This window comes from Streptomyces hokutonensis, assembly GCF_042751305.1.
Taxonomy (GTDB): domain Bacteria; phylum Actinomycetota; class Actinomycetes; order Streptomycetales; family Streptomycetaceae; genus Streptomyces; species Streptomyces hokutonensis_A.
Window position 1 is genome coordinate 33,764 of sequence record NZ_JBHYWD010000006.1, and the last position, 14,611, is coordinate 48,374.

Annotated in this window: 13 protein-coding genes; 7 read left to right on the forward strand and 6 right to left on the reverse strand. The window is 71.3% G+C overall.

All coding sequences use genetic code 11. The annotated features are described in order from the left end of the window. Nucleotides 1-40: 40 nt before the first annotated feature. From ACFXC1_RS17525 to ACFXC1_RS17540, 4 genes are all read right to left on the reverse strand, one after another. Nucleotides 41-1,000: a hypothetical protein gene (locus ACFXC1_RS17525; RefSeq protein ID WP_381243617.1), complete on the reverse strand. Its 960-nt coding sequence runs from the start codon at nt 998-1,000 to the stop codon at nt 41-43. Then, the gene (locus tag ACFXC1_RS17530; RefSeq protein ID WP_381243619.1) at nt 997-2,019 is read right to left on the reverse strand and encodes an ABC transporter permease; all 1,023 of its coding nucleotides are present in this window, start codon (nt 2,017-2,019) and stop codon (nt 997-999) included. Before ACFXC1_RS17530 ends, ACFXC1_RS17525 begins: the two co-directional genes overlap by 4 nt. A gap of 151 nt (nt 2,020-2,170) precedes the next feature. Then, nucleotides 2,171-3,052, reverse strand: coding sequence for an ABC transporter ATP-binding protein (locus ACFXC1_RS17535; RefSeq protein WP_381243621.1), 882 nt, complete (start codon nt 3,050-3,052; stop codon nt 2,171-2,173). Beyond that, nucleotides 3,049-3,435, reverse strand: coding sequence for a GntR family transcriptional regulator (locus ACFXC1_RS17540; RefSeq protein ID WP_019073708.1), 387 nt, complete (start codon nt 3,433-3,435; stop codon nt 3,049-3,051). Before ACFXC1_RS17540 ends, ACFXC1_RS17535 begins: the two co-directional genes overlap by 4 nt. Before the next feature lie 124 nt (nt 3,436-3,559). Between ACFXC1_RS17540 and ACFXC1_RS17545 the strand changes: the two genes are divergently transcribed. From ACFXC1_RS17545 to ACFXC1_RS17565, 5 genes are all read left to right on the forward strand, one after another. Beyond that, entirely contained in the window at nt 3,560-4,102 is a 543-nt protein-coding gene (locus tag ACFXC1_RS17545) for an RNA polymerase sigma factor (RefSeq protein ID WP_019064514.1), read from the forward strand. Next, nucleotides 4,099-4,935, forward strand: a complete 837-nt coding sequence (locus ACFXC1_RS17550) for a cupin domain-containing protein (protein WP_381243622.1) — start codon at nt 4,099-4,101, stop codon at nt 4,933-4,935. Before ACFXC1_RS17545 ends, ACFXC1_RS17550 begins: the two co-directional genes overlap by 4 nt. Before the next feature lie 68 nt (nt 4,936-5,003). After that, the gene (locus tag ACFXC1_RS17555; RefSeq protein ID WP_381243623.1) at nt 5,004-5,864 is read left to right on the forward strand and encodes an ABC transporter ATP-binding protein; all 861 of its coding nucleotides are present in this window, start codon (nt 5,004-5,006) and stop codon (nt 5,862-5,864) included. Continuing rightward, a complete protein-coding gene (locus ACFXC1_RS17560) occupies nt 5,861-7,387 on the forward strand; it encodes an ABC transporter permease (protein WP_381243625.1) in 1,527 nt (508 codons plus the stop codon). Before ACFXC1_RS17555 ends, ACFXC1_RS17560 begins: the two co-directional genes overlap by 4 nt. Beyond that, the gene (locus tag ACFXC1_RS17565; RefSeq protein WP_381243627.1) at nt 7,378-8,034 is read left to right on the forward strand and encodes an ABC transporter; all 657 of its coding nucleotides are present in this window, start codon (nt 7,378-7,380) and stop codon (nt 8,032-8,034) included. Before ACFXC1_RS17560 ends, ACFXC1_RS17565 begins: the two co-directional genes overlap by 10 nt. Before the next feature lie 9 nt (nt 8,035-8,043). Here the strand turns inward: ACFXC1_RS17565 and mshD are convergent, their stop codons facing one another. After that, entirely contained in the window at nt 8,044-8,973 is a 930-nt protein-coding gene (gene mshD, locus ACFXC1_RS17570; protein WP_381243629.1) for a mycothiol synthase, read from the reverse strand. A 144-nt stretch (nt 8,974-9,117) separates the two neighbouring features. Here mshD and ACFXC1_RS17575 point away from each other — a divergent pair, with 144 nt between their 5' ends. Continuing rightward, nucleotides 9,118-10,926, forward strand: a complete 1,809-nt coding sequence (locus ACFXC1_RS17575; protein WP_381243631.1) for a bifunctional metallophosphatase/5'-nucleotidase — start codon at nt 9,118-9,120, stop codon at nt 10,924-10,926. A 1,059-nt stretch (nt 10,927-11,985) separates the two neighbouring features. Continuing rightward, on the forward strand, nt 11,986-13,833 hold the full coding sequence (locus ACFXC1_RS17580) for an ABC transporter ATP-binding protein (RefSeq protein ID WP_381243633.1): 1,848 nt from the start codon (nt 11,986-11,988) through the stop codon (nt 13,831-13,833). Nucleotides 13,834-13,836: 3 nt separating this feature from the next. Here the strand turns inward: ACFXC1_RS17580 and ACFXC1_RS17585 are convergent, their stop codons facing one another. Beyond that, nucleotides 13,837-14,568 carry a response regulator transcription factor gene (locus ACFXC1_RS17585; RefSeq protein ID WP_381243635.1) on the reverse strand — a complete coding sequence of 244 codons (732 nt, stop codon included), beginning with the start codon at nt 14,566-14,568 and terminating at the stop codon, nt 13,837-13,839. Between the last annotated feature and the right edge of the window lie 43 nt (nt 14,569-14,611).

The following is a 14,611-nucleotide window of genomic DNA, read 5'->3' on the forward strand; positions in this document are numbered from 1 at the left end:
CGTAACGGATGCCCGGGAGCCACCGTGAGGCGGGATCCGGTCAGGAGGTGCGGCGGCGCAGCAGGGTGAAGGCGGCGGCGGTGGCCAGGGCGGCGACCGCGAGGATCAGGGCGGTCTGGGTGAGCTGGAGGGACCAGAACTGGGAGGAGGGGTGGTACTCGCTGTAGTAGCCGACGATGTCGTGCGCGGCCGGGCAGGCCTTTCCGGTGCCGACGCACGGGTCGGCGATGTGGGCGCCGGTGGAGGTGACAGCGCCCTCGCCGCCGTAGATGACGTCGGCCGGTGCCGCGTAGCCCTCCTTCAGGTCGCCGACGCTGGTCTTCCACGGCACGAGGTGCGGGCCGGCCAGGCCGATGAGGGTGGTCGCGCTCGCCGTGGCCAGGAAGCCGCCGATGAGACCGGGCACCGCCCGGCCCGCGATCAGGCCGGAGAGGGCACCTACGGCGAGGGCGAGCAGCGGGAACGCGATGGCGATCGTGCCGTTGGCGTAGAAGGTCTCACTGTCGTTCCAGGACCAGCTGTCCTTGATCCGGTGGGCGTCGAACAGCAGGCGGTGCAGCAGCACGAGCAGGGTGCTGCCGGCGGTGATCACCACGGCCGGGAGGCTGAGCTTGGCGGCGAGCCAGCGGGCCGGTGAGACGGACTGGGTCCAGGCCAACTGGGCGGTCCCGCGCTCCAGTTCACGGCCGATCAGCAGCCCGCCCGCCCAGAGGGCGACGACGACCGGCACGAAGTGGATCAGGGCCTCGCTGACCGAGTGGACGAGGTCGTACCCGGTGAGGGCGTCGCTCCAGTCGCACACGTCGTCCGTGGTGCACTCTCGCTCCCACGCCGAGTGCGCCGCGTCGCCGAGCGGGCCGTAGGCCCACAGGAGCGCCGCCGAGACCACGGCGACGAAGGCCCCCCAGGAGATCAGCGCCGGCCGGTGCAGCCGCAGCACGGCACGGCCGGCGCGGGCCGGTCTCGGGTGGGCCGTCGGGGTGGCGGCCAGGGCGGTCATACGGCGGCTGCCTTTCGTGCGGGCGTCGAACCGGTGCGGCGCTTGAGGAGGTGGAAGGCGGCCACGGTGAGGGCGGCGGTGACGGCGAGGATGAACGCGGTCGCGGTCAACTGGAGTGGCCAGTAGTGGGATTGGGGGTGGTAGTCGTTGTAGTAGCCGACGGCGTCGAGCTTCTCGTAGCGGATCCGGCACTGGGCGTTGGTGTCGCTGCCGCACAGGTGGCCGGAGAGGTGCTTGCCGGTGGAGGTGACCAGGCCCTGGTCGACGACGATGCCGGACCCGGCCGGGACGCTGTGCTTGAGGCTGCTGACCGTGGTGACGGTGGGCCACAGGTGGGGTGTGGCGATGGCGACGACGCTCCACAGGAAGCCGGTGCTCGCCAGTGAACCGACCAGCGCGCCAAGGGAGTTGTGCTTGAACAGGCCCCAGAGGACGCCGCTCGCCAGTCCGGCGAGGGCCATCGCGGCGGTGGCCGTGCCGTTGGCGGCGTAGGTGCCGAGGTCGTGCCAGCCCTTGACGGTGTCGATCCGGCCCTGTCCCGTCGACCAGGCCCAGTGGTGCAGTCCCGCGAGGAGGCCGGAGCCGGCGGTGATCAGCACGGCCGGGACGGCGAGCTTGGCGGCGAGCCAGCGGGCCGGGGAGACCGCCTGCGTCCAGGCCAACCGGGCGGTGCCGCTTTCCAGTTCGCGGCTGACCAGCGCGGCACCGGACCAGGCGGCGACCAGGAACGGGGCGGCGATGACGGCGATGGTCGTGTAGTTGTACCAGTCCTTGTAGCGGCCGATCGCGCCCGCGTCGTAGGAGCAGCCTTCCGCCCCGCAGGCGCGGTACTGCTTCCAGGCCTCGGCCGACGCGTCGGTGAGCGGGCCGCCCACCCACAGCAGGAGCGCGCCGACGACGAGTACGAAGGCGATCCAGGAGAGCAGGGCCGGCCGGTGCAGCCGGACCAGCCAGCGCAGCAGTCGCGGTGACCGGGCCGGGCGCGAGGTGAGCGTCGGCGGGGTGGCGAGGGCGGTCATGCGGCGGTCTCCGGGGTCTCGGGGGTGGGTACCTGCTGGAGGCTGGGGGTGGATCTAACTGCTGTACCGGCCGGTGAATGGTTAGAAAAGACCCCACACTCCAGAAGGTGCATGGCCGGGCGCAGGGCGGCTGCCCGTGTGGCGAGGGCGGTCACGCGACGGTCTCCGGGGTCTTGGTGGTGGGGGCCTGGGGGTTGCGGAGGTAGGAGAGGACCAGCTCCTCCAGGGTGGGTGTGCCGGTCTGCCAGTCGGCGGTGAGGGGGGCCAACGGGCGGATCAGGGCGGTGAGTTGGCGGCCGGTGGTGCGGGACTCGACGACCGTGTGCGGGTCGAGGACGGTGTCGGCGGGGGCGGACACGCGCCGGTGCGCGGCCAGCAGTTCGTCGATCTCGCCGGCGATCCGGACCTGGCCGCCGTCGACCAGGAGCAGGTGGTCGCAGGAGTCCTCCAGTTCGGCCAGCACGTGCGAGGACATCACGATCGTGGTGCCGTACTCGGCGGCCTGCGCCATGAGGAGGCCCATCATCCGGTGCCGGGCGAGCGGGTCCAGGTCGGCCATCGGCTCGTCCAGGAGCAGCAGTTCGGGCCGCTTGGCCAGCGCGAGGGCGAGTGCGACGCGGGTGCGCTGGCCGCCGGAGAGGGCGCGGATGCCGGACTTCGGGTCGAGGTCGCCGTCGGCGACGATCCGCTCGGCGACGGAGGCGTCCCAGCGGTCGGTGTTGAGGTCGGCGCCCATGCGCAGCGTCTCGGCGACCGTGAGCTGCGGGTAGAGGGGCTTGTCCTGGGCGACGTAGGAGACCCGCTCGCGGGCCGCGCCCGGGCGTCCGCCGAGGACGGTGATCTCGCCCTCGGTGGGGGCCAGCAGTCCGGCGGCCAGGGCGAGGAGCGTGGACTTGCCTGCGCCGTTGGGGCCGACGACCGCGCAGACGCGCCCGGCGGGCAGCCGGAACGCGCAGTCCCGCAGCGCCCAGCCTCCCCGCCGGCCGAACCGCTTGCCGAGCGCGGCGGCCTCTATCGCGGCGGTGCCTGTCATGAGGGTTCTCCTTGGAAGTGCTTTTCGAGTACGGCGGTGAAGAGCGCGGCGATGTCGTCCCGGCCGAGCCCGGCTTCCCGGGCCCGCTCGGCCCAGTCGTCCAGCTCCAGGCGCAGGGGCGAGTCGGCGGGCGTGGTGCTCAGCCCCTTGCGGACGAAGGTGCCCAGGCCCCGGCGGGCCTCGACCAGTCCCTCGCGCTCCAGCTCGCGGTAGGCCTTGAGGACGGTGTTGGGGTTGATGGCGGTGGCCTCGACGACCTCGCGGGCCGTGGGCAGCTTGTCGCCGGGCTCCAGCATGCCCAGGCGCAGCGCCTGCTTGGTCTGCTGGACGATCTGGACATAGGTGGCCACGCCGCTGTGCCGGTCGATGCGGTACTCGACCACTGGGGTTCCACCACCCTTTCACTAATTAAGTAGTGAAAGGGTGGTGCAGAGGGGCTGAGAAAGTCAAGAGAGATCTGTGCGCCGATCCGTGAACCGGTCGGCGGGGCTCGTGCGATGAGGAGATGTGAGCGATACGGGAAGCGACGGGGAGCTGCTGCGGGCCATCGCGGCGGACGGTGACCGGCGCGCGTTCGAAGAGCTGTACCGGCGGTACGCGCCGTGGCTGACCGCGCGGCTGCGCGGCCGGTGCGCCGACGCCGGGATGGTCGACGACGTCGTACAGGAGACGTTTCTCGCGGTGTGGCGGGGCAGTGCCCGCTACCGGGAGGACGGCGATGTGGCCGGGTGGCTGTGGCGGATCGGGTCGCGGCGGCTGATCGACGTGCTGCGCGGCGACGGGGCGCGCGGCCGGATGCGGCAGGCGCTGGCGCGGCTGCGGCACCGGGACGAGGCGTCGGCGGAGGAGCGCGTGCTCGCGGGGGTGGAGCACGGGGACCTCGCCGGCGCCCTGGTCCGGCTCTCGCCCGAGCTGCGGGCGGTCCTCCAGGCCACCGTGATCGACGGGCTGACCACCCGGGAGGCGGCCGTCCTGCTGGGCATCCCGGCCGGCACGGTCAAGACACGGGCCATGCGCGCCCGTAAGCAACTGCGGGAGGAGCTGGCATGACCTGGCATGTGGCCGAAGACGACGTACGCGCCTATGCGCGGGGCGAGTTGGCACCGCCCATGCTCTGGTCCGCCGACACGCACCTCGCGGGCTGCGCCGAGTGCCGCGACCTGTTGGCGTCCGTCACCGACCCCGTCGCGCTCGACGCGGGCTGGGAGCGGCTCGACGCCGAACTCGACGCTCCCAAAAGGGGGTTGGTGGAGTCGCTGCTCGTGCGGATCGGTGTCGCCGACCACACGGCACGGCTGCTGGCGGCGACGCCGGTGCTGCGCCGCTCGTGGCTCGGCGCGGTGGTCGCGCTGCTGGTGATGACGGTGCTCGTCACCAACTCCCTGAAGACCGCGGCCTCCCCGACCCTCTTCCTGGGCCTGGCCCCGCTGCTCCCCCTCGCGGGCGTGGCGCTGTCCTACGGCCCGAAGTTCGACCCGACGTACGAGATGGCGGTCGTCGCCCCGCTGCACGGCTTCCGGCTGCTGATGATCCGTACGGTCGCCGTCCTGGTCGCCGGGCTCGGCCTCAACGGCCTGGCCACCCTGGCCCTGCCGGAGTACGGGCTGCGCGCCCTGGCCTGGCTGCTGCCCGCGCTGGCCCTGACCACGACCGGTCTGGCGCTGATCCCGCGCCTCGGCCCGGTGCTCGCGCCGTCCCTGGTCGGCGGCGGCTGGGTGGCGTGCCTGGTGGTGGCCAACAACGTGCACGGCGGCACGCTCGCGCCGTTCACCCCGGCCGGGCAGGGGGTGGCCGCGGCGGTGGCCGCGCTCGCGGCCGGACTCCTGTACCTGCTGCGGGACCGCTTCGACGCCCGCCCGACCGCCTTCGGCGACCTCGCCTGAATCCCACGCGTTCCGTCACCTTCGGGCCCCTCGTCCGAACCTCTCGAACCCTGACTGGAGTTCCGTACATGACCACCACCGTCTCCGCGGCCGGGCTCAGCCTGCGCTACGGCTCGACGCACGCCCTCGACGACGTGTCGCTGCGGCTCGGCGAGGGCGTCACCGGACTGCTCGGCCCCAACGGGGCCGGCAAGACCACCTTGTTGAGGGTGCTCGCCACCGCGCTGCCAGCCGACTCCGGCGCGTTCACCGTGCTCGGCCACGACCCCGGCACCATGGCCGGACGCCAGGCGGTGCGGCGCGTCCTCGGCTATCTGCCGCAGACGCCCGGCTTCCACCCGGACTTCACCGCCTTCGAGTTCGTCGACTACGTCGCGATCCTCAAGGAACTCACCGACCGCGAGGGACGCCACCGCGAGGTGCGGCGGGTGCTCGCGGAGGTCGACCTCTCCGACGTGCGCGGCAAGCGCATCAAGAAGCTGTCCGGCGGCATGCGGCAGCGCGTCGCGCTCGCGGCGGCCCTCGTGGGCGACCCGGGCTTCCTCGTCCTCGACGAACCGACCGTCGGCCTCGACCCCGAACAGCGCATGCGCTTCCGGGAGTTGATCGCGCGGGCCGGCGAGGGCCGTACGGTCCTCCTCTCCACCCACCAGACCGAGGACGTCGCGATGCTCTGCAACCGCGTCGTCGTCATGGCCGGCGGCACCATCCGCTTCGAGGGCACCCCGGCCGAACTCACCGCACGGGCCGCAGGCCGGGTATGGAGCGGCACGGAACGCGACCCCGCCGCGATGGCCGGCTGGCGCACCGGACTCGGCGCCTTCCGCAACGTCGGCGACCCGCCCCCCGGCGCTGAACTCGTCGAACCCACCCTGGAGGACGGCTACTTGATCGCGCTCGACGGCGTGGCCGCGGAGGTGGCGGCATGAGCGCCGTACTGGAGAAGGCACCCCCGGCCGAGCGCGCCGACGAGCAACGCCGTTCCTGGCCAGCGGTGTTGGCGCTGGCCCTCTTCGAGACACGCAGACTCCTGCTCCGCGTCCCCGTGTTGCTGATGTTCGCCCTCTACGCCGCCTGGATCGGCTGGACCATGCGCGACGCCTGGACCGGCTACCCGGCCCTCCAGGACGTCGACCGCGCCACCCAGACCGGCCCGCTGCTGCCCGCCCTGGCCGTCCTGCTCTGCGCCAACCAGGCCGTCCTGCGCTCCCGACGCCAGGACACCGACCGGCACTTCGACGTGCTCGTCCTCGAACCCTGGCGCCGTACGGTCGCGTTCGTGCTGTCCGTCGTACCGGCCGCCGCGCTCACCGCGCTGCTGGTGGCCGCCCAGTTCACCTGGGGTGTGCTCGCGCCCGGCTCGGTCGGCCACGGTTCGGTCGGCGAACTCCTCGTCGGACCGCTGACGGTGCTGCTCGCCGGGACGGCCGGGGTACTGCTGGCCCGGGTCGTACGGTCACCCTTCGCGGCACCGATGCTCCTGGTGCTGGCGTTCTTCTCGACCCTCTTCCTCGGGGCGGTCCCGAGTGACGACAACGGCAGCGCGACGAGGTGGCTGGTCCCGGTCATCGGCGACGCGAGCAGCAAGACGCTCCCCTCCGACCTGCTGGGCCGCCCCGCCGCCTGGCACGCCCTCTATCTGTTCGGCCTCGCGCTGACCCTGGCCCTCGCCGCGGTCCTGGTCAACGGCGGTCGTACGAAGACGGTGGCGGCGGCACTCGTAGTGGCGGTGGGCCTCGGTACCTGGGGTGCGGTGGGCCAGGCGGCCAAGGTGCCCGCGGACACCGTAAGTGCCCGCGCGCTGGCCACCCTCAACCCGGCGAAGGTCCAGTCCTGCGCCCGGCACGGCAACTCCACGTACTGCGCGTTCCCCGAGTGGATGCCCCGTACCGGCACTTGGGCGAAGGTCGCCGACAGTGTCCAGTCCCTGGCCGGCGGCACCGCCGCCCAGGAGAAGCTGCTCGTACGGCAGCGCGTCGACGCCCGCTACGGCATGGACGGCGACGGAGCCATCGACCCGTCCACGGTGCCCTACCAGGTGACCGTCGGCACGCGCTGGGGCGGCCCCCGGGTACCGGAGTTCGCCGCGGCGGTCTCCTCCGTGCTGGTCACCGGCAGCGAGAAGGCGTCCGATTCGCTCTGCGACGGCCGCATGGTCACCATCATGTGGCTGGCCCTCGGCTGGCAGTCCGACCCGCTGACCCAGCTGCGCGCGGTCCGGCTCGACGACAGCATCAGCGGCTCCGCGATCGTGCTCTCGCCGACCGACCCGATGTCGATGACGGCCGGACAGACCACGGTGGTACGGGAGTTGCTCACGGCCGGCAGGACCACGATCGCCCCCAGGGTGAAGGCGCACTGGGCGGAACTGACGGCACCCAAGGTGACCACGGCGAAGGTGGCCGAACTGCTGGGCGTCAAGGCACCGAAGGGGGCGGACAAGTGCGAGTGACGACAGGGGTGTTGGGGCAGCTGGTACGCCCGGTACTGCGCGCCCTGCCCCGGCGGGCGCTCGGCGCGGGCGCCGTAGCGGGACTGCTGCTGGCCGCGCTGCCGCGCCTCACCTCGGCCGACTTCGACCCGCGGTCGGCACTGCTCCTGCTGCGTGGCGCCGTGCTCGCCTTCGCCCTGGGCCTGACGTTCCTCCTGGACGACCCGGCCCGCCAGGTGACGGTCGCGGTCCCGACCCGCCGTATGCTCCGGGCCGCCCTGCGCACCGCCCTGGTCGCCCCGCTCGCCGCGCTGTGGTGGACCGCCGTCGTGCTGCTGATACCGGCGCAGGCACGGCCCCCGGTCGGCGACACCACCCTGGAGGCGGCCGCCGCCGCGGTCGTGGCCCTCGCGGCCTCGGCCGCCGCGATCCGCCTCACCGACGAGGCCGAACCGGGCCAGCGGCTGGCGATCGCCCTCCTCGCCACGTCCATGGCGGCGGCCCTGCTGTTCCCCGAGAGCTGGGGCCTGTTCGCCATGCCGAAGGAGAAGTGGTGGGCGACGGGCCACGACCACTGGGCGTTCGTCCTGGCGGGGGCGGCGCTGGTGTGGACGGCTTGCGGGCCGGAGCCGGTGCGGCGCAGGCGGTTGAGGCTCACCCCTTCCTGACCGGGCTCCTCACGACTCCGAGCGGTACATCAAGTCCGTCTCGTACGTCGTGAACCCCAGCCGCTCGTACACCGACACCGCCGCCTTGTTGTCCGCGTCGACGTACAGCATCGCGGTCGGCAGCCCCTGCGCGGCCAGGTGTCGCAGGCCGATCGTCGTCAGGGTCTTGCCCAGGCCGCCGCCCTGGGCGCCGGGGAGGACCCCGACGACGTAGACCTCGCCGCGCTGTTCCTCCGCGTGGACCTTCGTCCAGTGGAAGCCGATGAGTTCGCCGTCGCGTTCGGCGAGGAAGAAGCCCTGGGGGTCGAACCAGGCCTCGGCCTTGCGGTCGTCGAGGTCCCGCTGGGTGAGGGAGCCCTGCTCGGGGTGGTGGGCGAAGGCGGCGGCGTTGACGGCGAGCCAGGCCGCGTCGTCGGCGCCGGGGACGAAGGTCCGTACCGTGACGCCCGCCGGAAGGACCGGCTCGGGCAGCTCCAGATCCGCCAACGACCGCCGCAGCTGGCGCAGTTCGCGGAAGAGGGCGAGTCCGAGGACCTGGGCCAGATGGCGTGCGGCGGGATGCCCGCCGTGCGCCCAGACCCGCAGCCGCTTACCGGACGCGGCCAGCAGCGCGGCGCCCAGCGCCCGCCCGTGCCCGTGCCCCCGGTCCGAGGGGCGGACGAGGAGTTCGGCGGCCGGCGCCTCCACCGGGTCGGTGTCCTCCAACTGCCCGTAGCCGACGAGCTCTTCGCCCAGGGTGAGCAGCAGATGCGAGACCCCGGGCCGCGCACCGCCGCGCAGCTGCAGCCGCCCCTGCTCGGACACCGCGGGCTGCCCGTCGGTCCTGGCGGCCTCGGCGATCAGCGCGAGGACGGTCCCGGCCTGGTCCGGGGTGAGCTCGGAATAGGTCTCGATGGAGCGGGAGATGGGCGCGGGCCGTGCGGTGTCGTCGCTGGTCATGGCCTCAGGGTAAGCGGACCCACCAGCAAAGTGGCGGCAAAGAAGAAACCAGGATGTAACCAAGAACCCCCTGTCACGCTACGCGCGTTGACCCTAGGCTGCGCCGGAACGTGGTGACTTCTCAGCCGACTCACAGGGGGGCTCATGCCAGCCACTTCCCAGCCGTTCCGCCCGCGCAGACGCCGTGTCGCAGGCCTGCTCGCCGCCGCCGCGAGCCTGGCCACGGCCGGTGCGCTGGCCGCCGCGCTGCCCGCCGACGCGCACACCGGCCCGGGCGGTCACGGACACAAGCCGAGCCGCTACCAGGACGTCCAGCTGCTGTCCTTCAACGACCTGCACGGCAACCTGGAGCCCCCGTCCGGTTCCTCCGGCCGGGTCACCGAGCTCCAGGCGGACGGCACGACGAAGACGATCGACGCGGGCGGTGTCGAGTACCTCGCGACGCATCTGCGCGAGGCCCGCAAGGGCAACCCGTACTCGATCACCGCGGCCGGCGGCGACATGGTCGGCGCCTCCCCGCTGATCTCGGGCCTGTTCCACGACGAGCCGACCATCGAGGCCCTCAACAAGCTCGACCTGGACGTCACTTCGGTCGGCAACCACGAGTTCGACGAGGGCGCCAAGGAGCTGGCCCGCCTCCAGAACGGCGGCTGTCACCCGGTCGACGGCTGCTACAACGACGGCGAGACCTTCGAGGGCGCCGACTTCCCCTACCTCGCGGCCAACGTCCTCGACGAGAAGACGAAGAAGCCGATCCTCAAGCCGTACTGGGTGTGGAAGAAGAACGGCGTCAAGGTCGGCTTCATCGGCGTCACGCTGGAGGGCACCCCGGGCATCGTCTCCGCGGACGGCGTCAAGGGCCTGCAGTTCAAGGACGAGGTCGAGACGATCAACAAGTACGCCAAGGAGCTTCAGAAGCAGGGCGTGAAGTCGATCGTCGCGCTGATCCACGAGGGCGGCTTCCCGGCCTCCGCGTCCTACAACTACGACTGCGACGCCTCCGGCGGCGGCTCCGGCATCTCCGGCCCGATCGTCGACATCGCGAAGAACGTCACCCCGGCCGTCGACGCCCTCGTCACCGGCCACACCCACAACGCGTACGTCTGCACGATCGACGACCCAAGTGGCAAGCCCCGTATGGTCACTTCGGCCGCGTCCTTCGGCCGCCTCTACACGGACACCACGCTGACGTACGACCGCTGGACCGGCGACATCGCCCGTACGGCGGTCAAGTCCGCGAACCACGTGGTCACCCGGACCGTGCCCAAGGCCGCCGACATGACCGCCCTGATCGGCAAGTGGAACACCCTCGCCGCTCCCATCGGCAACCGCGCGATCGGCTACATCTCCGCCGACGTCAACAACACCGGCACCGAGTCCCCGATGGGCGACCTCATCGCCGACGCCCAGCTCGCCTACGGCAAGGAACTGGACCCGGAGACCGACCTCGCGCTGATGAACCCGGGCGGGGTGCGGGCGGGCCTGACCTACGCGGCCAAGGGCGCGGAGGGCGACGGTGTGGTGACGTACGCCGAGGGCTTCACGGTGCAGCCGTTCGCGAACACCGTGAACCTCCAGGACTTCACCGGCGCGCAGGTCGTCCAGACGCTCAAGGAACAGGTGAGCGGCACGAACGCGGCGGCACCGAAGATCCTCCAGCCCTCGTCCGGTCTGACGTACACGCTGGATCTGACGAAGACCGGCGCGGACCGCGTGGTGACGGACTCGATCCGCCTGAACGGCGCGGCGATCGACCCGGCGGCCACCTACCGTGTCGCGACGAACAGCTTCCTCGCGGGCGGCGGTGACGGCTTCCCGACGCTGGGGCAGGGCACCGGTGACCTGGTCGGCACGGACGACCTGAGCGCGCTGGCGCAGTACCTGACCGCCCACTCGTCGGCGGCGAGCCCGCTCACGCCTCCGGCGGCGAACCGGATCACGGTCGTGCAGTAGCAGTCAGCAGTTCCTCCCTCCTCAGGGGGCCCGGTGCCGCAGGTCGGCGCCGGGCCCCTTCCGTTTTCCCGGGGCCTGGGCCGTTCTAAATTCTGTGTAAGGGCGGGTTCGGTTCCGCGAATTCCATAAGAATTATCCATGGCAATCGCACAGGAAGGTCTAAGCGAAAATCGCTTTTCCTGCTCCGGAAGTCCAGTAGTGTTTTCCATGTCGAAAGCGAACAGCGCAAACGACAGAGGCAGCACAAGACAAAGGAGAGCACCATGAGCTTCCACAAGATCGTCCCGGTCAAGAAGCACCACAAGCCCGCCCCGGCCCCCAAGAAGGCCCCGAAGAAGCCTGCTCCGGCCCCGAAGCGCCGCCCGGTCGGCCACAAGTAAACAACCCATAAGACGTCGCAACAGGGAGGGAATTAATCATGAGCTTCAATAAGATTCACCCCATCAAGAAGACCCGCAAGCCCGCTACGGCCCCCAAGAAGCCGGCGCCGAAGAAGCCCGCCCCGAAGCGTCGCCCGATCTCCCACAAGGGCTGACAAAGAATTTACAGGCGTAATTCAAAGGCAGTTGCAGCAGATCGGTAGAGGAACTGTTGCAGAACCGCAGCAGACACCGCGAAAGCCGTACCAGAGAGGGAAACCGTCATGAGCTTCCACAAGATCGTCCCCGTCAAGAAGCACCGCAAGCCCGCCCCGGCCCCGAAGAAGCCCGCGCCGAAGAAGCCGGCGCCGAAGCGTCCGGTCGGGCACAAGTAAGCAGTCCGACGAGCCGCAGAAGAAGACCCGCACCACCCCCCACCCGGCCCCAGCGCCGAACCCCCGGAAAGGGAACCCACCATGAGCTTCCACAAGATCGTCCCGGTCAAGAAGCACCGCAAGCCCGCCCCGGCCCCCAAGAAGCCCGCGCCCAAGAAGCCCACGCCGAAGCGCCCCGTCGGGCACAAGGGCTGAGCCGGTACCCAGTGAGGCGGGGCCGCCGGTTGGCGAGTTCGCTCGCGCCGGTGGCTCCGCCTCGGCCACGTCCAGGCCGCAATCCGTAGTCCCGAAGGGAGTTGTTGACCATGAGGGAAGCCCGTGAGGCCTTCCGCCGTTTCTGGCCGCTGACCCGCGGTGACCGCAAGTGGCTCGCGGTGATCATCACGTGCGTCATCGTGTCGGCGCTCGCCGAGACCGCCGCGATCCTGCTCTTCGCGGAACTCACCGACAACGCCCTCAAGGCCGGTTCGCTGTCCGCGTTCTGGGGCCCGGCCGCCGCCTGGCTCGGCGTCGCCGTACTCGGCGCGCTCGTCGGCTACTTCGGCAACTCCCTCGCCACCTGGACCGCCGAACGCTTCGTCCTGCGCCTGCGCGCGAACGTCTTCCGCCACGTCCAGGACCTCCCGCCCCACTTCTTCCAGAAGCACCGCCAGGGCGACCTGGTCGAACGCCTCACCGGAGACGTCGAGGCCATCGAGCAGATGGTCGTGTCCGGCGTGGTCGGCACCATCTCGGCCGCGTTCTCCGCGGTCTTCTACGCCTGCGCGGCCCTGTACCTCCGCTGGGACCTGGCCCTGGCCACGTTCGTCCTGGCCCCCCTCTTCCTGCTGGCCGCCCGCCGCTTCTCCGGCCGTATCAAGCAGGCCTCGCAGGACGAGCGGTCCGCGGACGGCGCGATCACCTCGGTGGTCGAGGAGTCCCTCGGCAACGTCGTGTTGACCCAGGCGTACAACCGCCGCCGGGACGAGGAGAAGCGCCTCGACATCGAGGCCCGCGCGTGGATGAAGGCATCGGTGCGAGGCGCCCGCCTCAGCGAGATGTACGAGCAGTTCGTGGAGGTGGTCGAGACCCTCTGCGTGCTGGCGGTCATCGGCCTCGGCGTCTGGGAGATCTCCGCCGACCGCATGACCCTCGGCGCGCTCCTCGCCTTCGCCGCCTTCATCGGCTACCTCTACCCCCCGGTCCGCAACCTCGGCCAACTCGGCCTCACCCTCACGGCAGCGACCGCGGGCGCCGCCCGCATCAACGAGATCCTGGACGCCACCCCGTCCGTAGGCGACCCCCGCGAACCCGTCCCCGCCTGGCCCGTCCACGGCTGGGTCAGCTTCCACGGCGTGACCTTCCGCTACCCCGGCGCGGCCCGCGACACGGTGAACAACGTCACCTTCAGGGCGGACCCGGGCGAACTGGTGATCGTCACGGGCGAGAGCGGAGCGGGCAAGTCGACCCTCTCCAAGCTCCTCACCCGCTTCTACGACCCCTCCGAGGGCGTGATCTGCCTGGACGGCGTCCCGCTCCGTGACGTACCGCTCGAATTCCTGCGCGAGAACGTGGCGTTGCTGCCACAGCAGACCCTGATCCTCAACGGCACGATCCGCGAGAACATCGAGTGCGGCCGACCGGGCGCGACGGACGAGGAGATCGAGCGGGCGGCGCGGGCAGCGGCGGCCCACGACTTCATCACAGCCCTCCCTCAGGCCTACGACACGGAGATCGCCCCCGGCACGGCGGCACTCTCGGGCGGACAGCTCCAGCGGATCGCGATCGCTCGCGCGATGCTGCGCCAGGCCCCGGTCCTGGTCCTGGACGAACCGACGGCCGGCCTCGACTCGGTGGCCGCCCGCCAGGTGATCCAGCCCCTGCGCCGTCTGATGTCCGGCCGTACGACCATCATGATCACCCACGACCTGAGCCTCGCCCCCGACGCCGACCGCATCCTGGTCGTGGAGGGTGGACGCCTGGTGGAGACGGGAACGCACGCGGAGTTGGTGTCAAGGGGCGGCGCGTACGCGCGACTTGCGGGCCCGCTCCCCGAAATGGCGATCACGGGATCGGGCACGGGGCGGCACCGCGCGGACGACACGATGATCCTGCGCCAGGTTCCGCCACCGGCACCCGACGAGACGATGATCCTGAGGCTGCCGCTCAAGTAGCCGTCAACCGGCGGGAGTTGCCCGGAGGGTGTACCCGAGCCCCCGCACGGTGTGGATGAGCCGCGGTTCGCCGCGGCTCTCCAGTTTCCGGCGCAGATACATGACGTAGACGTCGAGGGTGTTGGACGCGGGCTCGAAGTCGAAGCCCCAGACGTGCCGGTGGAGCCGGGCCCGGGTGAGCACGGTGCCCGGATGGTGGAGCAGGTACTCCAGCAACAGGAACTCGGTCCGCGTGAGTTCGAGCGGCCGGCCGCCGCGGGTGACGGTACGGGTGCGCGGGTCCATGACGAGATCGTGGAAGACGAGCTGTTCCAGCTCGGGAACGGGCGGCTGCTCATCGACCGCCCGCCGCCCACTCCGCCGCAGCAACGCCCGTACCCGGGCCAGCAGTTCATCCACCGCGAACGGTTTGCTGAGGTAGTCGTCGGCGCCGTTGTCGAGGGCGACGATACGGTCGCCGACGGCGGTCCGCCCGGTGAGCATCAGGATCGGCACGGTGGAGCCCGAGGCGCGGATGCGCCGGGTGGCGGCGAGCCCGTCCAGCTCGGGCATGGAGACGTCCATCAGCACGAGGTCGGGCGCGGCGGGGTCGTGAGGTACGCCGAGCAGATCGATGGCGGTACGCCCGTCTCCCGCGAGGACGGTCTCGTACCCCTCGAACCTGAGCAGCCGCCCGATCCCTTCGCGTACGTCCGCGTCGTCGTCGGCCAGCAGGATCTTCCGCGCCAGCGCCATTCGAACACGGTGTGACCGGGGGCTGTGGCGGGGCTGGCAGAGG